General features: G+C 64.6%; 17 protein-coding genes and 1 riboswitch. Of the genes, 10 read left to right on the top strand and 7 right to left on the bottom strand.

Annotated elements, in window-relative coordinates; translation table 11 throughout:
* Positions 1 to 79: 79 nt before the first annotated feature.
* A complete protein-coding gene (locus tag OU800_RS02075; protein ID WP_268180801.1) occupies positions 80 to 1,234 on the bottom strand; it encodes a TDT family transporter in 1,155 nt (384 codons plus the stop codon).
* Positions 1,235 to 1,345: 111 nt separating this feature from the next.
* Between OU800_RS02075 and OU800_RS02070 the strand changes: the two genes are divergently transcribed.
* The 3 genes from OU800_RS02070 (at position 1,346) to metK (ending at position 4,496) form a co-directional block, all read left to right on the top strand.
* Positions 1,346 to 2,227 carry a LysR family transcriptional regulator gene (locus tag OU800_RS02070; RefSeq protein ID WP_268180799.1) on the top strand — a complete coding sequence of 294 codons (882 nt, stop codon included), beginning with the start codon at positions 1,346 to 1,348 and terminating at the stop codon, positions 2,225 to 2,227.
* Positions 2,228 to 2,301: 74 nt separating this feature from the next.
* Positions 2,302 to 3,309, top strand: a complete 1,008-nt coding sequence (locus OU800_RS02065) for an ArsR/SmtB family transcription factor (protein ID WP_268180797.1) — start codon at positions 2,302 to 2,304, stop codon at positions 3,307 to 3,309.
* Positions 3,306 to 4,496, top strand: coding sequence for a methionine adenosyltransferase (gene metK, locus OU800_RS02060; RefSeq protein ID WP_268180795.1), 1,191 nt, complete (start codon positions 3,306 to 3,308; stop codon positions 4,494 to 4,496). The genes OU800_RS02065 and metK overlap by 4 nt, the downstream gene beginning before the upstream one ends.
* A 248-nt stretch (positions 4,497 to 4,744) precedes the next feature.
* Here the strand turns inward: metK and OU800_RS02055 are convergent, their stop codons facing one another.
* Entirely contained in the window at positions 4,745 to 4,963 is a 219-nt protein-coding gene (locus OU800_RS02055) for a hypothetical protein (RefSeq protein ID WP_268180793.1), read from the bottom strand.
* A 97-nt stretch (positions 4,964 to 5,060) separates the two neighbouring features.
* Here OU800_RS02055 and ligB point away from each other — a divergent pair, with 97 nt between their 5' ends.
* Both ligB and OU800_RS02045 read left to right on the top strand, forming a co-directional pair.
* On the top strand, positions 5,061 to 6,803 hold the full coding sequence (gene ligB / locus OU800_RS02050; protein ID WP_268180791.1) for an NAD-dependent DNA ligase LigB: 1,743 nt from the start codon (positions 5,061 to 5,063) through the stop codon (positions 6,801 to 6,803).
* Between the two features lie 19 nt (positions 6,804 to 6,822).
* A complete protein-coding gene (locus OU800_RS02045; RefSeq protein WP_268180789.1) occupies positions 6,823 to 7,242 on the top strand; it encodes a DUF1090 domain-containing protein in 420 nt (139 codons plus the stop codon).
* On the opposite strand, the gene OU800_RS02040 is transcribed toward OU800_RS02045, so the two are convergent.
* A complete protein-coding gene (locus OU800_RS02040; protein ID WP_268180787.1) occupies positions 7,236 to 7,685 on the bottom strand; it encodes a c-type cytochrome in 450 nt (149 codons plus the stop codon). The genes OU800_RS02045 and OU800_RS02040 overlap by 7 nt on opposite strands.
* A gap of 138 nt (positions 7,686 to 7,823) precedes the next feature.
* On the bottom strand, positions 7,824 to 8,210 hold the full coding sequence (locus OU800_RS02035) for an MAPEG family protein (protein WP_268180786.1): 387 nt from the start codon (positions 8,208 to 8,210) through the stop codon (positions 7,824 to 7,826).
* A gap of 257 nt (positions 8,211 to 8,467) precedes the next feature.
* Between OU800_RS02035 and OU800_RS02030 the strand changes: the two genes are divergently transcribed.
* A complete protein-coding gene (locus OU800_RS02030; protein ID WP_268180785.1) occupies positions 8,468 to 8,830 on the top strand; it encodes a cupin domain-containing protein in 363 nt (120 codons plus the stop codon).
* A 47-nt stretch (positions 8,831 to 8,877) separates the two neighbouring features.
* On the opposite strand, the gene OU800_RS02025 is transcribed toward OU800_RS02030, so the two are convergent.
* Positions 8,878 to 10,206 carry a tetratricopeptide repeat protein gene (locus OU800_RS02025; RefSeq protein ID WP_268180784.1) on the bottom strand — a complete coding sequence of 443 codons (1,329 nt, stop codon included), beginning with the start codon at positions 10,204 to 10,206 and terminating at the stop codon, positions 8,878 to 8,880.
* A 237-nt stretch (positions 10,207 to 10,443) separates the two neighbouring features.
* Positions 10,444 to 10,535: riboswitch (S-adenosyl-L-homocysteine riboswitch) on the top strand.
* A gap of 21 nt (positions 10,536 to 10,556) precedes the next feature.
* Between OU800_RS02025 and ahcY the strand changes: the two genes are divergently transcribed.
* From ahcY to OU800_RS02005, 4 genes are all read left to right on the top strand, one after another.
* On the top strand, positions 10,557 to 11,948 hold the full coding sequence (ahcY, locus tag OU800_RS02020; RefSeq protein WP_268180782.1) for an adenosylhomocysteinase: 1,392 nt from the start codon (positions 10,557 to 10,559) through the stop codon (positions 11,946 to 11,948).
* Positions 11,949 to 12,044: 96 nt separating this feature from the next.
* Positions 12,045 to 12,890, top strand: coding sequence for a methylenetetrahydrofolate reductase [NAD(P)H] (gene metF / locus OU800_RS02015; RefSeq protein ID WP_268180780.1), 846 nt, complete (start codon positions 12,045 to 12,047; stop codon positions 12,888 to 12,890).
* Between the two features lie 77 nt (positions 12,891 to 12,967).
* Positions 12,968 to 14,341, top strand: a complete 1,374-nt coding sequence (gene ppnN, locus OU800_RS02010; RefSeq protein ID WP_268180779.1) for a nucleotide 5'-monophosphate nucleosidase PpnN — start codon at positions 12,968 to 12,970, stop codon at positions 14,339 to 14,341.
* A 269-nt stretch (positions 14,342 to 14,610) separates the two neighbouring features.
* On the top strand, positions 14,611 to 16,491 hold the full coding sequence (locus OU800_RS02005) for a DEAD/DEAH box helicase (RefSeq protein WP_268180777.1): 1,881 nt from the start codon (positions 14,611 to 14,613) through the stop codon (positions 16,489 to 16,491).
* A gap of 228 nt (positions 16,492 to 16,719) precedes the next feature.
* Here the strand turns inward: OU800_RS02005 and OU800_RS02000 are convergent, their stop codons facing one another.
* Both OU800_RS02000 and OU800_RS01995 read right to left on the bottom strand, forming a co-directional pair.
* A complete protein-coding gene (locus tag OU800_RS02000) occupies positions 16,720 to 17,295 on the bottom strand; it encodes a YceI family protein (protein WP_268180775.1) in 576 nt (191 codons plus the stop codon).
* A 56-nt stretch (positions 17,296 to 17,351) separates the two neighbouring features.
* Positions 17,352 to 17,897 (bottom strand): cytochrome b, encoded by a 546-nt coding sequence (locus tag OU800_RS01995; RefSeq protein WP_268180773.1) that lies wholly within the window; start codon positions 17,895 to 17,897, stop codon positions 17,352 to 17,354.
* Between the last annotated feature and the right edge of the window lie 244 nt (positions 17,898 to 18,141).

Below are 18,141 nucleotides of genomic sequence, written 5' to 3'. Positions count from 1 at the left end.
AATGATGGGGGCGAAAAAGGCGGTCATTTTCGCCCAGCCGGCCCCCCTGGAGCAATGACAGATAGTCGCAGAAGGCGAATCAACCGGCTTGCTCGCTCAATACGCTCACCGCCGGGCTTGCCGGATTGCCCAGACAAGGCGCCCGGAACAGCTCACCGTGCCAGACCCCGGCCAGGGTGCGGCTGAACACCAGCGACCAGACCGCCGCAAGCTGTACCGCCAGTACCAGGCCGATCAGCCCGAACATGGCCAGCCCGGTCAGGTGCTGCAGCTCGAAGGTGGCCAGGGTGAACACACCCAGAGGGAAGATGAAGCCCCACCAGCCCAGGTTGAACGGCATGTTGTCGCGAATGTAGTGGCGGGTGAACAGAATGGCGATCACCAACCACCACAGCCCGGCGCCCCATAGCGCCAGGCCACCGACCAGGCCGAAATTCTGAGCCAGTTCGGCGGCGCCAGCCAAGGCGGTGCCGGCGAAGGCAGCAGGCGCTGCCTGCCCTAGGCTCAGCAGGCCCAGGCAGCCCGTGGCCACAGGCCCCAACGGCAGCCAGCTAGTGGCGGCGAAATCGGTATCCGGCAGTTTGTGCAGGGCCAGGCGCAGCAGCACCAGGGTGATCAGGGGAAACACCAGCGACAGCGACAGCCCCCAGAGCACGAAGCCGGCGACCAGCAACTGCCGCGCGGCCTCGACGGGCAGATGGGGCGCCAGGGCACCGGCCGTGCTGGCCGCCACCTCCGGAGCGACTATGGGTAGCAGCCAGACGGCAGTGAGTTTTTCCAGCGCATGATCCTGTCGGGTGAACATCAGATAGGGCACCAGCAATGCGCCGAGCAGCGCCAGCGCCGCATCCAGCCACCACAGCAGATGGGCCAGCGCGTAGACACCCTCGCCCCAGCGCGGCACACCAAACAGCAGCAGCCCCTTGACCAACACCGCCAGCCCCATGGGAATGGCGCCCAGGAACATCGACTGCACCGGATGCAGCAGCATGGGCCACAGGGTGTCGCGGAACAGCACCAGGCGCATCACGAACAGCAAGCTGAACAGGGCGAACTGCAACACACCGAACAACCACAAGCCCTCGGCCAGCAAGAACAGCCCCGGTAACTGCCAGGGCAAGTGAGCGATGACCAGCGCCAGCACACCCGTGCCCATGGTCGCGGCGAACCAGTTGGGCGTGAAGTGGCGAATGAAGGCCAATGGCTCTGGCAAACGGCTGAAAGGGCGCGGCATGGTCGGGTGATCCCGTGGCATGGATGACGCGCACAGGTTAAGAAGCGCCTTGCCATATTTAAAATACATATTCAGCATCCAAAGCATGCCTTTCATTTATACAAGAGCAGCATGAACCTTCATCACCTCAAGGTCTTTCTCGCCGTGGCCGAGGCCGGCAGCATCAGCGCTGGCGCCGAGCGCCTGCACATCAGCCAGCCAGCGGTGACGCGGGAGATTCGCGACCTCGAAGCCAGCCTCGACCTGCGCCTGTTCGACCGCCTGCCGCGCGGCGTACAACTGACCGAAGGTGGCCTGCGCCTGCTGGACTACGCACAACGCATCTTCACCCTGGAAAGCGCCGCCGAGCGCGACCTGCGCGACTTCGCCCAGGTGGAACAAGGGGAATTGCACATGGGCGCCAGCGCCACCCTGGGCGCCTACCTGCTACCGCCCTTGATCAGCCGCTTTCGCCGCGAGCATCCGCACATCTTCATCAGCCTGGAGGTGAGCAACACCGACGTGGTGACCCGGCAACTGGACGAGGGCCGCATCAGCCTCGGCTTCGTCGAAGGCCCCTTCGCCCAGGAGGCCTACGCCCATCGCCTGCTGGCCCGCGATGCCCTGCTGCCGGTGGTCGCCCCGAGTCACCCGCTGGCCTGCCTCGACCGGCTCGACGCCGCGCAGTTGCAGGCCTACCCGCTGTATATGCGCGAACCCGGCTCCGGGGCGCGCAACAGCATCGAACAGGCCTACCGCGACCACGGCCTGGAACCTTGCGCCGGCATGGCCATCGGCAGCACCGAGACGCTCAAGCGCCTGCTCGCCGACGGCCAGGGCATCGCCTGGCTGTCACAGCGGGTGGTGGAGCGCGAACTGGCCAGTGGCGAGCTGCATCACCTGCCAGTGCAGGATCTACAGATCGAGCGCGAGCTGCACGTGCTGTGGCGCCAGGGTGCCAGCCTCAGCCCCGCCCCCGCAGCCTTCCTGGCGTTGAGCGAGGCGCTCGACTAGCCAGCAAGGCCAATATCAAAACTTTTTGATATTGGCCTTGCTGTATGAAAAATGACCGACTAGACTGCGCCTCCATGACCTTACGCGCACCCGAGTTGGCATTCGACCCCTGCGACACGCTCGCCGCCCTGTGCAAGGCCGGCGGCGATCCGCTGCGCCTGAATGTGCTGCGCGTGCTGAGCAACGATTCGTTCGGCGTGCTGGAGCTGGCGCAGATCTTCGCCATGGGCCAGTCAGGCATGAGCCATCACCTCAAGGTACTGGCCCAGGCCGGCCTGGTGGCCACCCGCCGTGAAGGCAATGCCATCTTCTATCGCCGCGCGCTGCCTGTAGGTGCGCTGCACGTTGCACTGCTGGAAGAGATCGACGGCCTGCCGCTGGCCGATGCCCTGCAGGCGCGCATCGCTGCCGTACATCGTCATCGCGCAGCGGTCAGCCGCGACTTCTTCGCCCGCATCGCAGACAACTTCCAGGCCCAGCAGGATCTGATCGCCGGCTTGCCGCAGTACCGCGACAGCCTGCTCACCCTGCTCGACGCCCTGCACCTGCCGGCCTCGGCCAGCGCCCTGGAAATCGGTCCCGGCGATGGCGCCTTCCTGCCCGAGCTGGCCCGGCGCTTTGCCCGCGTCACCGCGCTGGACAACAGCGAGGCGATGCTTGAGCTGGCGCGCCAGCGCTGCCAGGCCGAAGGCCTGAGCAACGTCGAACTGCGCCTGGCCGATGCCCTCGACGAGGCGCAGCCGAGCCGCGCCGACTGCGTGGTGCTGAACATGGTGCTGCACCATTTCGCCACCCCGGCCGAAGCCTTCCGGCAACTGGCGCGGCACGTCGAACCCGGCGGCAGCCTGTTGATCAGCGAGCTGTGCAGCCACGACCAGAGCTGGGCGCGCGAAGCCTGCGGCGATCTTTGGCTAGGCTTCGAGCAGGACGACCTGTCGCGCTGGGCCAGCGCCGCCGGGCTGATCCCCGGGGAAAGCCTCTATATCGGTCTGAAGAACGGTTTTCAGATTCAGTTACGGCACTTCGCCCAGCCTGGCGAGCGAAGCGCTCCACGTTACGGCACACAAGGAACCCACCCATGAGCGAATACTCCCTGTTCACCTCCGAGTCCGTGTCCGAAGGGCATCCGGACAAGATCGCCGACCAGATTTCCGATGCGGTGCTCGACGCCATCATCACCCAGGACAAGCACGCCCGCGTGGCCGTGGAAACCCTGGTCAAGACCGGTGTGGCCATCGTCGCCGGGGAAGTGACCACCAGCGCCTGGGTCGACCTGGAGCAGATCGTCCGTGACGTGATCAACGACATCGGCTACACCAGCAGCGATGTCGGCTTCGACGGCGCCACCTGCGGCGTCATCAACATCATCGGCAAGCAATCGGTGGACATCGCCCAGGGCGTCGACCGCTCCAAGCCGGAAGACCAGGGCGCCGGCGACCAGGGCCTGATGTTCGGCTACGCCAGCAACGAAACCGACGTGCTGATGCCGGCGCCGATCCGCTTCTCCCACGCCCTGGTCGAGCGCCAGGCCGAGGCGCGCAAGTCCGGCCTGCTGCCCTGGCTGCGCCCGGATGCCAAATCCCAGGTCACCTGCCGCTACGAGAATGGCAAGGTCGCCGGCATCGACGCCGTGGTGCTGTCCACCCAGCACAACCCGGACGTGTCGCTGAAAGACCTGCGTGAAGCCGTGATGGAGCTGATCATCAAGCACAGCCTGCCGGCCGAGCTGCTGCACAAGGACACCCAGTTCCACATCAACCCGACCGGCAACTTCGTCATCGGCGGCCCGGTAGGCGACTGCGGCCTGACCGGGCGCAAGATCATCGTCGACAGCTACGGCGGCATGGCCCGTCACGGCGGCGGTGCCTTCTCCGGCAAGGATCCGTCCAAGGTCGACCGCAGCGCCGCCTATGCCGGCCGCTACGTGGCCAAGAACATCGTTGCCGCCGGCCTGGCCGAGCGCTGCGAGATCCAGGTGTCCTACGCCATCGGCGTGGCCCAGCCCACCTCCATCTCGATCAACACCTTTGGCACCCACAAGATCGCCGAAGACAAGATCATCAAGCTGGTACGCGAGGTGTTCGACCTGCGCCCCTACGCCATCACCAAGATGCTCGACCTGCTCCACCCGATGTACCGCGACACCGCCGCCTATGGCCACTTCGGCCGCAACCCGGTACAGAAGACCGTCGGCGACGACAGCTTCACCACCTTCACCTGGGAGAAGACCGATAAGGTCGAAGCCCTGCGCGCAGCCGCCGGCCTGTAACCGCCGCCCGCAAAAAAGCCCCGCCAGCGCGAGCTGTGCGGGGCTTTTGCGCTTATACGCCTCAGGCTCTGTACGAAAAGTCGTCGAGCGAAGGTCAGGCGATACCGATGGCGGCCCCGCAAAAACGGGTGAGGAACAGACTGGGCTCGCATTCGAGTTTACGAGCTGTAAATGAGCATTTGACCGGGCTGGCGCTCCAGCCCGTTTTTAACGAAGCATCGCCGGGCGCAGGCACTTCGCACAGAGCCTCAGGAAATCTTGAGGCCGCCGCCGAGGTACATCATCCCCAACCCAATCGCCATGAACAGCAACGGAGCACGCATGGGCGGCTCATACAGAGCGAAGATACCCTGCGAGACAGGCGGGAACATGAAGTTGAGCACGACGCAGATCAAGGACACTTGGATGCCACGCGCCACCGACCAGACCCAGGCTCCCAAGGCGATGAAGAATCCGACGATGACCATTTACCGCTCCTTGGCTAGAGTAAAAGAGTAAAAATGACGCGAGACAATAGCAGCCCGCTGACTAGCCAAAAAGCTCCCCAAGGTTCACGGAGGAACCATGCGCAATCCGCTCGCACTCTTCATCCTGGCCGCTCCTCTCTGGTGCCACGCCAATTCCCCCTGCCCCGACTGGCCTGAAGCCAGGGCCGCCAACGAGCTGGCCACGCTGCAAACCCAGATCGCCACCTGGGACGACGCCTACCACAATCACGGCCACAGCCCGGTGGCCGATGAGCTGTACGACCAGGCGCTTGCTCGCCTGAGCGACTGGCAGAGCTGCTTTGGCACCCCTCAGCAGGATCCCGCCAGCGCCCTGACCGGCGCCGTTACCGAGCTGGCCCATCCCTTTGCCCAGACCGGCCTGCGCAAGCTCGACGAAGCCGCCATCGGCCAATGGATAGTCGGTCGCGACGACCTGTGGATCCAGCCCAAGGTCGACGGCGTCGCCGTCACCCTGGTCTACCTGCAAGGACGTCTGCAGCAGGCCATCAGCCGTGGCAACGGACACAGCGGGCAGGACTGGACGGCCCGTGCTCGGCAGTTACCCGCCATTCCTGAAGATCTACCACAAGCGCTGGATGCCACCTTGCAGGGTGAGCTGTACTGGCGCCTGGACGGCCACCAACAGGCACGTGACGGCAGCGCGGGGGCACGTGGCAAGGTCGCCGGCCTGATGGCACGGCAAAGCATCACCCCTGATGAGGCCGCCCAGGTCGGCCTGTTCGTCTGGGACTGGCCGGATGGCCCGCCAGACATGCCACAGCGCCTGGCCGGCCTGCAGCGTCTGGGCTTTGCCGACAGCAGTCGCTACACCCAGCCACTCGCCGACCTGGCACAGGCCAGGCGCTGGCGCCAGCACTGGTATCGCAGCGCCCTGCCCTTCGCCAGCGATGGCGTGGTGCTGCGCCAGGGCCAGCGGCCAAGCGGTCAGCGCTGGCAGGCTGCACCGCCGCACTGGGCGGTGGCCTGGAAATACCCGGTCAGCCAGGCCCTGGCCGTGGTGCAGAAGGTGCAATTCAACATCGGGCGCAGCGGGCGCATCAGCCCGGTGCTGGAACTGCAGCCGGTGCAGCTCGATGATCGGCGCGTCCGCCGCGTTGCCGTCGGCTCGCTGCAGCGCTGGCAAGACCTGGACATCCGCCCCGGCGACCAGGTGGCCATCCGCCTCTCCGGGCTGACCATTCCTCAGCTCGAGGAGGTGATCTGGCGCAGCCAGCAGCGTGCCGACGTGCAGGTACCGCGCGCCGAGTCCTATCACGCGCTCAGTTGCTGGCGCAGCAGCGCGCAGTGCCAGCAGCAGTTTCTGGCGCGCCTGGCCTGGCTGAGCGGCAAGCACGGTCTGGACATGAGCGGCGTCGGCCCCGGCACCTGGAGCAGCCTGCCGCTGCATGGCCTGCTGGACTGGTTGGAATTCGATGCCAGCCAGCTCCAGGCGCTGCCCGGCATCGGCCCAAGACGCGCCGCGCAGCTACAGGCGACCTTCCAGCAGGCCAAGGACAAAACCCTGTGGCAATGGTTGAGCGCCCTCGGCGCACCTCCGGGCTTCGACAGTGACCCTCACGCCGACTGGCCCAGCCTGCTGGCTCGCAGCCGGGACGACTGGCGGCGCCAACCGGGCGCGGGACTCAAGCGTGCGGATCAGTTGCAGGCGTTCTTCGCCCACCCGGAAGTGCAGCGCCTGGGGGCGCAACTGCAGCGTGCCGGAGTGGCCGCTTTCCAAGCGCACCCAAGGATCGAATCTGGATCCGGAGTCGCCGCTTCGGCCGAACCTCAGGCAGTGCCAGGGGTCACCTCCCAATAGGCACTCACGAGGAACTACCATGATCCGTCAAGCCACAGTGTTCGGCCTGCTGCTCACCGCCGGGCTGAACGCCACCCCCGTATTCACCGCCCAGGCCGAGTTCGACTGCGCCAGCAAGCGCCAAGTCCTGCAGGACAAACTCGCCGCTGCCGAGCAGCGCGGCGATGAACAGGCCCTGGACGGGCTGCGCCGGGCGCTGGGTAATGTCGATGCCTATTGCGACGACGTCTCCCTGCATCGCCAGCGCCTGGCCAGCGTGGAAGAAGCCCGCCAGGCCGTACAGGAACACGAGCAGGCATTACGTGAGGCCCTGGGCGAGGGCGACCAGAAGAAGATCGCCCAGCGTCAGGCCGAGCTGGCCGAAGCACGTGCCGAACTGCAGCAGGCCCAGGCCGAAGCGGAGGCAGAGGCAGAGGCAGAGGCAGAGGCCGATCAGTAGGCGCGAAAGGCCTTGTGGCAGGCTTCGCAGCTATCCTCGACGCCTTGCATGGCCGGCTCCAGCGTCGAGCGCCGCAGTGGCGTGGAAGTAGTGGCCTGCACCAGCGCAGCGGTAGCCGCCTCGAGATCGCGGGCCATTTCCTGGAAACGCGCCTGGCGTTGCCACACCTCATCGGTGGCCTTGCTGCGCTCGTCGTCACGCACCTGGGGGAAGTGCTGCCAGGGCTCGTGCGACAGCTTGTCCAGCTTTGCCGCACCGGAGATGAAAGCCGCTTCGTCGTAGGGAATGCGCCCACGCAACATGCCACCCAGGTTCTCGCTGACCTTGAGCATCTGCTTGAACAAGGCCTGGCGCTTGCCCAGCGGCGAATCAGGGTCGACGCCCCCGCAGGCCGCCAACATCAGGCAAGCACAGGCGAGCAGCAACAGTTTCTTCAGCGTCATCGACACGACTTCCTGGCGACATGGGGGCGCCAGTATCGCCACTTGCCGAAACCAGGCCAAGCCCGCAAATGTCGCAGAAGCGTGCAGATCCTTCCGCTGTCAGCCTGGATTCAGCCAGGGCTGGCAGTCGCTGGGCAATCAGGCCGAGACCACGAACAGCGCGACGATCACGCCCATGCCGGCAAACCAGACCAGCGAGCGCAGCACACCCCAGCCGGCCAGGTAGCAGAGCAGATACAGCACACGGCTGACGATGAAGGCAACGGCCAACTGATCGAGCAGCCCTTGCGCGGCACCACCGGCCAGGTGGGCGATGATCACTGCAGCAGCGAAGGCAGGCGTGACCTCGAAGCCGTTTTGCTGGGCATTGTCGGCCCGCTTGCGCCAGCCTTGCAGGCTACCGAGAAAGGCGCGCGGATCCTGATTGGCGCGCGGCCCGTAGCCAGGGCCGAGGAACTTGGCGCTGGCGGTTCCCAGATAGGGCAGGACAATGGCGATCAGTACGCACCAGTAGGCGAGGGTCATGAGGCAGCTCCGCAGCAGGATAGGGAAGGCTCAGCTTGGCCTCTCGCCCCCATCACGTCCATGGCTACAACGAGGAGCGGACAAGGCATTGCAGCCAATGATCAGGGCGATCAGGCGCTGCGCTCGATCACCACGATCATCGTATCCATGCGTCGAGGCGCTTCCCTGGCTGCCGATGTCGCAGATGCGCATGGCTCGAACGCTCGGGCCTGCTAGCGTGGGCAAAGACCTCAACCCTTCGACGAGTGAGAACCCACATGCTGCAAAGCATCAAGCAAGGCATCACCCTGGACGAACTGGAACTGAGCGGCACGCTCGAAGACATCGGTGTCGAGATGATCGACGGCGATAACGCCATGTACGCTCTCACCACCTTCGCCACCGAGGACGAATCGGTCAGCGCCGGCTACTTCGGCGTGCGCCGCAGCCGCTTCCGCCTGCCCTATACCTTCCATGAGCAAGCCGTGGTGACCCTCGGCGAAGTGAAGATCACCAACGAGGCCACCGGCGAAACCGCCCACTACAAGGCCGGCGACGCCTTCTTCGTCGCCAGCGGCACCAACACCCTCTGGGAGGTGGTGAGCGATAGCTTCACCAAGCATTACCTGGCCGTTGACTGAAACGCCTAGGTGAGCGGATAGTGCCTGTGCCGCAATTCGCCCAGGCACTAGAGTGCCCGAACCTGTTCCGCCTTGAGCTGGTTGTAAGGACTTCTGGGCTTGTGCGACAGGCGCTCACTGATCAAGGCACTGGCGAGCGGTTTATGCCTGGACCGAATCGCCGCCTCCAGCAAGGTGCGAGAGAACACATCGCGCTGAATCAAGCTGCCGCCGAACAAGTGGGTCTTGTTCTTGATGCCCATCAGACGGTCGATGCTGGTCGCGTAGTCAGCACGCGCGAATGCCAGAATGGCCTCGCAGACCGGCAATCCCACCTCTCGCGTCATGAAATGGTTGGAGGTCGACGCATCTCCTTCGCGCAGATAGTCACGTAGCGTCACTACCAACCTTGCGGCTATATCCAGTTGCCCACTGGCACAGTAGGCGATAACGGCATGTGCATCGTTGAAGGCATAGAAACACTGATCGATCTTGGGGCTCCAGCTCTCGGCCAGGCACTGTGCCCGTGCACTCACATCATGCCCCTCGAGATATACACGCCAGAGTACCGATGAGCCATCCAGCAGCACCATCGGCAAGGGGGCGACACCCGGGAAGTTGATGTAACGGTCGTAGGCGTCCAGGGCGCCGGCCAGGTCGTTCGCCTCGAGCAGGAACAGATCCAGATGCACGGCATTGTGGGAAACCATGCCGTTATCAACGGCCCAGGTCGCCTCGTGCTCGCGCATGAAGTGCAGGCCCTCGGCGAACTTGTTCTGCATTTCCAGCGCATGAGCCAGCGCATGAATACCCCAGATGTCTCCAGGGTTGCGCGCCACGGCTTGCCGCGCCGTGTGTTCGGCCAGCTCATAGTGACCGGCCTCCTCCTGGCCGAACGCGAGCATGCCCAGCAGATAGCCGTAGCAGGGGTGCTGCGTGTCCCACGCACCCAGCACCCGGGAGACGCGATCACGTAGATTGAGGGCATCGCCGACGAAGAAATCGATCTGGTGACCACTGAGCAGCGCCAGCAGATCGGTGGGGTACTCGATCAGCAGGGCATCGAATAGCTGCGACGCTTTGTGCAGGTCGCCGCCCACCCAAGCCTGCAATGCCGCCAGATGCATGCGCTCGCGGCGATTCAGCTTACCGCCGTCGACACCCTGAGCCTGCGCCAGGCTGTCACAGGCAGGCTGCAGGTCGGCACGATCGGTGCTCCACAGGGCAAGGTGGGCGTTGAACACCTGCCCCATGGCGAAGGTCGGCTCGATGGCCAGCATGCGCTCGACATGGGCAGTGGGGTCAGCGAAGCGGCAGAGCACGGTCACCGCCTCGTTGTACTGGCCCAGAGCCTCTGGGCTATGCACGGTCACATCCAGGTTGCTCAGGTCTTTCATGCTTGCTTCCCCCCTATTGAAGGTCATCGGGCGCGTCCACCACACCAAGGCAGGCGTTCAGGCCAAGCGGCCCTGACGCTTTAGCACCACGACCTTTGCAAACATAGGGCCAGTGATTGGAAAACCCTGTGACACCCCCACCCTCGAAGCCACGACGGAAAACCTTGGGCAGCGCCGCCCGGCTCGCTATAATCCACAGGCTTCACGCGACCGGCACTGCCCGGTCGCTCCCGCCACCCGTCCGAGGGGCGCTGCAGCAAGTCGGTCGACGCCGACTTGTCAGGCTCGGATGGGGCGTTATCCAAACGCATCAACGGCGCCCATTCGCAGACAACGAATGGAGAGCTTTCATGAGCGCTTTCAACGACTACAAGGTCGCCGATATTTCCCTGGCCGACTGGGGCCGCAAGGAACTGACCATCGCCGAATCCGAGATGCCGGCACTGATGGGCCTGCGCCGCAAGTACGCCGCCAGCCAACCGCTCAAGGGCGCCAAGATTCTCGGCTGCATCCACATGACCATCCAGACCGGCGTGCTGATCGAGACGCTGACCGCCCTGGGCGCGGAAGTGCGCTGGTCGAGCTGCAACATTTTCTCCACCCAGGATCAGGCCGCTGCCGCCATCGCCGCCGCCGGCATCCCGGTGTTCGCCTGGAAGGGCGAGACCGAAGAGGAGTACGAGTGGTGCATCGAGCAGACCATCCTCAAGGACGGCCAGCCGTGGGACGCCAACATGGTGCTGGACGACGGCGGTGACCTGACCGAGATCCTGCACAAGAAATACCCACAGATGCTGGACAAGATCCACGGCATCACCGAAGAAACCACCACCGGCGTGCACCGCCTGCTCGACATGCTCAAGGCCGGCACCCTGAAAGTCCCGGCGATCAACGTCAACGACGCCGTAACCAAGAGCAAGAACGACAACAAGTACGGCTGCCGCCACAGCCTCAACGACGCCATCAAGCGCGGCACCGACCACCTGCTGTCGGGCAAGCAGGCGCTGGTCATCGGCTACGGCGACGTGGGCAAGGGCTCGGCCGCCTCGCTGCGTCAGGAAGGCATGATCGTCAAGGTTTCCGAGATCGATCCGATCTGCGCCATGCAGGCCTGCATGGACGGCTACGAGCTGGTCTCGCCGTACATCGACGGCCGTAACGACGGCACCGACGCCTGCATCGACAAGGCGCTGCTGGGCAAGATCGACCTGATCGTCACCACCACCGGCAACGCCAACGTCTGCGACGCCGGCATGCTCAAGGCCCTGAAGAAGCGCGCCGTGGTCTGCAACATCGGTCACTTCGACAACGAGATCGACACCGCCTTCATGCGCAAGAACTGGGCCTGGGAAGAGGTCAAGCCACAGGTGCACAAGATCCACCGCACCGGTGCTGGCACCTTCGATCCGGCCAACGACGACTACCTGATCCTGCTGGCCGAAGGCCGTCTGGTGAACCTGGGCAACGCCACTGGTCACCCGAGCCGCATCATGGACGGCTCGTTCGCCAACCAGGTGCTGGCGCAGATCTTCCTGTTCGAGCAGAAGTTCGCCAACCTGCCGGCCGAAATGAAGTCCGCGCGCCTGACCGTGGAAGTGCTGCCGAAGAAGCTGGACGAAGAAGTGGCGCTGGAGATGGTCAAGGGCTTCGGTGGCGTGATCACCCGTCTGACCCAGCAGCAGGCCGACTACATCGGCGTGACCGTCGACGGCCCGTTCAAGCCGGACACCTACCGCTACTAACAGCAGCTACAAGCCGCAAGCCGCAAGCTGCAAGAGGAAGCGACTCCACTTGCAGCTTGGGGCTTGAGGCTTGCCGCTGAGAAGGGAACCTTCTCCATGTCTCAAGAACGCCGTTACAGCTTCGAGTTCTTCCCTGCCAAGACCGAAGCCGGGCATGAAAAACTGCTGGACGTGGCCCGCCAACTGGCCGCGTACAAACCCGATTTCTTCTCCTGCACCTATGGCGCCGGCGGCTCGACCCGTGACCGCACCCTGAGCACCGTGCTGCAGCTCGATGGCGAGGTGAAGGTACCCACCGCACCGCACCTGTCCTGCGTCGGCGATTCCAAGGCCGAGCTGCGCGAGTTGCTGCACACCTACAAGGCTGCCGGCATCGCGCGCATCGTCGCCCTGCGCGGCGACCTGCCATCGGGCATGGGCATGGCCAGCGGCGAGCTGCGCTACGCCAACGAACTGGTGGAGTTCATCCGCAGCGAGACCGGTGATCACTTTCACATCGAAGTGGCCGCCTACCCGGAGATGCACCCGCAGGCGCGCAACTTCGAGAGCGATATCGCCAACTTCGTGCGCAAGGCCAAGGCCGGTGCCGACAGCGCCATCACCCAGTACTTCTTCAACGCCGACAGCTACTTCTACTTCGTCGAGCGCGTGCGCAAGCTGGGTGTGGACATCCCCGTGGTGCCAGGCATCATGCCGATCACCAACTACAGCAAGCTGGCCCGTTTCTCCGACGCCTGCGGCGCCGAGATCCCGCGCTGGGTGCGCAAGCAACTGGAAGCCTACGGCGATGACAGCGACAGCATTCGCGCCTTCGGCGAACAGGTGATCACGGAAATGTGCGAACGCCTGCTGCAAGGCGGAGCGCCGGGCCTGCACTTCTACAGCATGAACCTGGCTGGCCCCAGCCTGGCCATCTGGAACAATCTCAAGCTACCGCGTTAAGGTGCTTGTCTTCGGGCTGTCCGCCACGGACAGCCCGCCGCTCTTGCCTCCTCGCCTCGCCCCGAAGGATCGTCCGTATGCTCAAACGCTCCAAGATCAATGCCTCCGTCAGCCCCAAGGGCAGCCTGGAAACCCTCTCCCAGCGCGAAGTGCAGCAACTGCGCGAAACCGGTTCCGGCAGCGTCTACCGCCTGTTCCGCCAATGCGCCCTGGCGATCCTCAATACCGGCTCGCACAGCGACAACGCCAAGACCATCCTCGAGGCCTACCCGGATTTCGAGGTGAAGATCCACCAGCAGGATCGCGGTATTCGCCTGGAGCTGCTCAACGCGCCGGCCGATGCCTTCGTCGATGGCGAGATGATCGCCAGCACCCGCGAGATGCTGTTCAGCGCCCTGCGCGACATCGTCTATACGCAGAGCGAGCTGGAGAACAAGCGCATCGACCTGGACAGCTCCGAAGGCATCACCGACTACGTCTTTCACCTGCTGCGCAACGCTCGCACCCTGCGTAGCGGCGTCGAGCCGAAGATGGTGGTGTGCTGGGGCGGTCACTCGATCAGCACCGAGGAGTACAAGTACACCAAGAAGGTCGGCCACGAGCTGGGCCTGCGTGGCCTGGACATCTGCACCGGCTGCGGCCCGGGCGTGATGAAGGGGCCGATGAAGGGCGCCACCATCAGCCACGCCAAGCAGCGCAACCTCAAGGGCCGCTACCTGGGCCTGACCGAGCCGGGCATCATCGCCGCCGAGGCACCGAATCCCATCGTCAACGAACTGGTGATCCTGCCGGACATCGAGAAGCGCCTGGAAGCCTTCGTGCGCGTCGGCCACGGCATCATCATCTTCCCCGGTGGCGCCGGCACGGCCGAGGAGTTCCTCTACCTGCTGGGCATCCTCACCCACCCGGACAACCAGGAGCTGCCCTTCCCGGTCGTGCTCACCGGGCCGAAGAGCGCGGCGGCCTACATGGAGCAGTTGCATGCCTTCATCGGCGCCGCCCTGGGTGACGGAGCGCAGCAACGCTACCGCATCATCCTCGACGACCCGGCCGAGGTGGCGCGCGCGATGCACGCCGGCATCAAGGAAGTGGAGCGTTTCCGCCGCGAGCGCAACGACGCCTTCCACTTCAACTGGCTGCTGAAGATCGACGAGGGCTTCCAGCACCCCTTCGAGCCCACCCACGCCAACATGGCCAGCCTCAACCTGACCCGCCAGCAGCCGCTGCACGAGTTGGCCGCCAACCTGCGCCGCGCCTTCTCCGGAATCGTCGCCGGCAACGTCAAGGAAAACGGCATCCGCCTGATCGAGGAGCATGGCCCCTACGAGATTCGCGGCGAGAGCAGCATCATGCAGCCGCTGGATCGCCTGCTGCAGGCCTTCGTCGAGCAGCACCGGATGAAGCTGCCCGGCGGCAGCGCCTACGAGCCCTGCTACCGCGTGGTTTCCTGAGCCACACGGGGCAGAACGTCGCGCATGCGGCGCCTCACAAGCGGCCGGCCCGTTAACGGGCCGGTTCGAGCCATCCTGTGATCCATCCGACAGGCTGATAGGTGCGCAACGCGCATGCTCTGTTATACTCGGGGCTTCCCGCCAGGCTTGCGCCCGGATGCTGGTTCTCGGAAGCCAGCAGTACCGGACGGGATCATGCTCCCCCAACGCGTGATTCAAGCCAGGCTCTACACCCCCAGGGCCACGCCCTCACTAGTACAGGATTGCTCATGTCCTTTGCCTCCCTCGGTCTCTCCGAGGCTTTAGTCCGTGCGGTCGAATCCGCCGGCTACACCCAGCCCACTCCGGTGCAACAGCGGGCCATTCCCGCCGTGTTGCAAGGTCGCGACCTGATGGTGGCGGCCCAGACGGGTACAGGTAAAACGGGCGGTTTCGCCCTGCCGATCCTAGAACGCCTGTTCCCAGGCGGTCACCCGGATCGCGAACAACGTCACGGCCCGAAACAACCGCGCGTGCTGGTGCTGACCCCCACCCGCGAACTGGCCGCCCAGGTGCATGACAGCTTCAAGGTCTATGCCCGCGATTTGAAATTCGTCAGCGCCTGCATCTTCGGCGGCGTTGGCATGAACCCGCAGGTGCAGGCCCTGGCCAAGGGTGTCGATGTGCTCGTGGCCTGCCCCGGCCGGCTGCTCGACCTGGCCAACCAGAAGGCCATCGACCTGGCCCACGTCGAGATCCTCGTGCTCGACGAAGCCGACCGAATGCTCGATATGGGCTTCATCCATGACGTCAAGAAGGTGCTGGCCAAGCTGCCGGCACAGCGCCAGAACCTGCTGTTCTCGGCCACCTTCTCTAAGGACATCACCGACCTGGCCGGCAAGCTGCTGCACAACCCCGAGCGCATCGAGGTCACCCCGCCGAACACCACGGTCGAGCGCATCGAACAGCGTGTGTTCCGCCTGCCGGCCAGCCACAAGCGTGCCCTGCTCGCCCACCTGATCACCCAGGGTGCCTGGGAGCAGGTGCTGGTGTTCACCCGCACCAAGCACGGCGCCAACCGCCTGGCCGAATACCTCGACAAGCACGGCCTGCCGGCCGCCGCGATCCATGGCAACAAGAGCCAGAACGCGCGCACCAAGGCCCTGGCTGACTTCAAGGCGAACAAGATGCGCATCCTGGTCGCCACCGACATTGCCGCCCGCGGCCTGGATATCGACCAGTTGCCGCACGTGGTCAACTTCGAGCTGCCCAACGTCGAGGAAGACTACGTGCACCGCATCGGCCGTACCGGCCGTGCCGGGCGCAGCGGTGAGGCCATCTCCCTGGTCGCCCCGGACGAGGAAAAGCTGCTCAAGAGCATCGAGCGGATGACCAAGCAGAAGATCCCCGATGGCGACCTGATGGGCTTCGACGCCAGCGCCGTGGAAGCGGAGCGCCCGGAAGTGCGCGAGCCACGCCAGCCGCGTGGCGGGCAACGTGGGCAGAAGCCCCAGAAGGCTCAGAACGGCGGCGACAGCAAAACCAAGGCCGAGCATGAAAATGGTGGCCGCAAGGACAAGGGCAAGGATGCTGGCAAGGATCAACCCGCCAAACCTCGCCGCGACCGCAAGCGCCGCTCGCCCAAAGGCGACAGCGCAGCGGCCAGCCCGGCCGTGCCGGCATTGCCGCCGAACCGTGACCCGGAAGAATTCCTCGATGACGAGATCGACAACTTCGGCAACCGCGTCGACTACGTCAGCCCCAACCAGAACAAGTCGCAATCGCGTGGCCGTCGCGGTGGCTCTGGCAGCGGCGGTTCCCAGGGTGCTGCGCGCCCGGCAAACAAGCCGCCACGCAACAATGGCGGTGCCAAGCCGGCTGGCCAGCAGGCCGGCAAGGGTCGCCGCCAAGGCGGTGGTGGCCAGGGCCGTAACGGTGCTGGCGGCTCGCGTCGCCCTGCCCACGATGGCCGTATCACCTCGCTGGACCGTGACGAGTTGCCGCGCGCCGAGGCGGCCGTGCGCAATCCGCGCGAGCGTCAACCGCTGATCGTGCACAAGAGTTCGCGCCTGGATCGCTTCCCGACCCCGGAGCAGCTCGACGAACTGGCCAACGGCAGCCGCCCGCGCGGCGAGAAACCAGCCCTGCTGACCCGTAACCGCGACGAGTAAGCGCGGGGCACAGGAAACGCCGCTGGGCTCCGGCGGTTATCCTGCCGCGCCAGCGCACCAACAAGAACGCCGCCCTTAAGGGCGGCGTTCTTGTTTACGGAAAGAGGCTGGTGAAGAACCAGCCCTCTCCCGCCCTTCGGGCACCCTCGGCTTTAGCTCCTGCATCCTTGCAGTCGTCTCCCATTAAATGGGAGAGGGTCATCAGCTAGCCTCGAGCGGCCGCTTTCTTTACTGGCGAATGCCTTCGACCGAAATGATCAGCTCGACGGTTTCCGAAGCCGGGCCGAGATCCTTGGTGATGTCGAAGTCCTTGAGTTTCAGGGTGGTGGTGCCCTCGAAGCCGGCACGGTAGCCGCCCCATGGATCCTTGCCTTCGCCGATAAACTTGGCGGCGATCACCACCGGCTTGGTCACGCCGTTGAGGGTCAGGTTGCCGGTGATATCGGCGGTGCCTTCACCGGTGGACTTGACCGAGGTGGACTCGAAGGTCGCGGTGTCGTGCTTGCTCACGTTGAGGAAGTCGGCGCTACGGATGTGCTTGTCACGTTCGGCGTGGTTGGTGTCGACGCTGGCGGTCTTCAGGGTAACGCTGACGCTGCTGGCCTCGGGCTTGGCGGCATCGAAGCTGAACTTGCCGTCGAAGTCCTTGAAAGTGCCGTACAGCCAGCTATAGCCCAGGTGGCTGATCTTGAAGTTGACGAAGGCATGCTGGCCTTGTTTGTCGATCACGTAGTCGGCGGCCATGGCCTGAGTGCCGATCAATGCAGAACCGAGTGCCAGTGCAGCGAGGGTTTTCTTCAGCATCTTGAGTCTCCTTGCAGGTCGTAGCGTAAATGGGCGAATCGTTCGCCCGGTATGGATCAGCGGCCGAACATGCGCAGCAGCGTGCTGTCACGGTCGATGAAATGATGCTTGAGTGCCGCCAGGCCATGGATGCCGGCGAAGATCACCAAGCCCCAGGCGAGAATGCGGTGGATGTCACCGGCGACGTCTTCCTGGTCAGGGATGGCGGTAAGCGTGGCCGGCACGCTGAACAGGCCGAACACCTCGATACCCCGCCCATCGGCGGTGGAGATCAGGTAACCGGAAATCATCACGCCGAACAGGCCGAGATACAGCAGGCCATGGCCCAGCTTCGAGGCCAGGCGGGTCAGCGCGCCATGGCTGGCCAGCGGTGCCGGCGCCGGATTGGCCAGGCGCCACAGCACCCGCAGCAGCATCACTGCGAACAGCAGGATGCCGATGCTCTTGTGCAAGGACGGTGCGTCCTGGCGCCAAGGGTCGTAGTAACTCAAGCCCACCATCCAGTAACCCAGAGCGAAAAGGCCGAACACGGCCAGAGCCACCAGCCAGTGCAGAGTGATGCTGACCAGACCGTATCGTGCGAGGGTGTTGCGCCACTGCATATCGTGCGTCCGTGAAAGTGAGTGGGAAAAGACTAGCGAGAAACGTATCGAATTAAAGAGGAATTTTTCGCTTGGAAATATCGAGAAATACGATATTTAGACAGCGGTTCATCTACCAAGGAGCTTAGTCGCGAGCGGCACGCCGAAGTTGCCACAGCGCCGCCAGACGGCAGGCCGCGCAGGATGGACGGCAACGGGCGCGCCCCGGGCAGCATCTGTTAGGCTGTGCGGCCGAGAACAGGGA

The sequence above is a fragment of the Pseudomonas sp. GOM7 genome (genome assembly GCF_026723825.1).
Lineage (GTDB): Bacteria > Pseudomonadota > Gammaproteobacteria > Pseudomonadales > Pseudomonadaceae > Aquipseudomonas.
The sequence above is the reverse complement of the archived record's forward strand: the minus strand, read 5'-3'. Positions and strand labels throughout refer to the sequence as shown.

Coding starts and splice junctions, on each gene's coding strand:
- OU800_RS02030 (WP_268180785.1), top strand. CDS start 8,468: ATGCTGCAAAGCATCAAGCAAGGCATCACCCTGGACGAACTGGAACTG.
- OU800_RS02025 (WP_268180784.1), bottom strand. CDS start 10,206: ATGAAAGACCTGAGCAACCTGGATGTGACCGTGCATAGCCCAGAGGCT.
- ppnN (WP_268180779.1), top strand. CDS start 12,968: ATGCTCAAACGCTCCAAGATCAATGCCTCCGTCAGCCCCAAGGGCAGC.
- OU800_RS02005 (WP_268180777.1), top strand. CDS start 14,611: ATGTCCTTTGCCTCCCTCGGTCTCTCCGAGGCTTTAGTCCGTGCGGTC.
- ahcY (WP_268180782.1), top strand. CDS start 10,557: ATGAGCGCTTTCAACGACTACAAGGTCGCCGATATTTCCCTGGCCGAC.
- OU800_RS02055 (WP_268180793.1), bottom strand. CDS start 4,963: ATGGTCATCGTCGGATTCTTCATCGCCTTGGGAGCCTGGGTCTGGTCG.
- metK (WP_268180795.1), top strand. CDS start 3,306: ATGAGCGAATACTCCCTGTTCACCTCCGAGTCCGTGTCCGAAGGGCAT.
- OU800_RS02075 (WP_268180801.1), bottom strand. CDS start 1,234: ATGCCGCGCCCTTTCAGCCGTTTGCCAGAGCCATTGGCCTTCATTCGC.
- OU800_RS01995 (WP_268180773.1), bottom strand. CDS start 17,897: ATGCAGTGGCGCAACACCCTCGCACGATACGGTCTGGTCAGCATCACT.
- OU800_RS02070 (WP_268180799.1), top strand. CDS start 1,346: ATGAACCTTCATCACCTCAAGGTCTTTCTCGCCGTGGCCGAGGCCGGC.
- OU800_RS02045 (WP_268180789.1), top strand. CDS start 6,823: ATGATCCGTCAAGCCACAGTGTTCGGCCTGCTGCTCACCGCCGGGCTG.
- OU800_RS02040 (WP_268180787.1), bottom strand. CDS start 7,685: ATGACGCTGAAGAAACTGTTGCTGCTCGCCTGTGCTTGCCTGATGTTG.
- metF (WP_268180780.1), top strand. CDS start 12,045: ATGTCTCAAGAACGCCGTTACAGCTTCGAGTTCTTCCCTGCCAAGACC.
- OU800_RS02065 (WP_268180797.1), top strand. CDS start 2,302: ATGACCTTACGCGCACCCGAGTTGGCATTCGACCCCTGCGACACGCTC.
- OU800_RS02035 (WP_268180786.1), bottom strand. CDS start 8,210: ATGACCCTCGCCTACTGGTGCGTACTGATCGCCATTGTCCTGCCCTAT.
- OU800_RS02000 (WP_268180775.1), bottom strand. CDS start 17,295: ATGCTGAAGAAAACCCTCGCTGCACTGGCACTCGGTTCTGCATTGATC.
- ligB (WP_268180791.1), top strand. CDS start 5,061: ATGCGCAATCCGCTCGCACTCTTCATCCTGGCCGCTCCTCTCTGGTGC.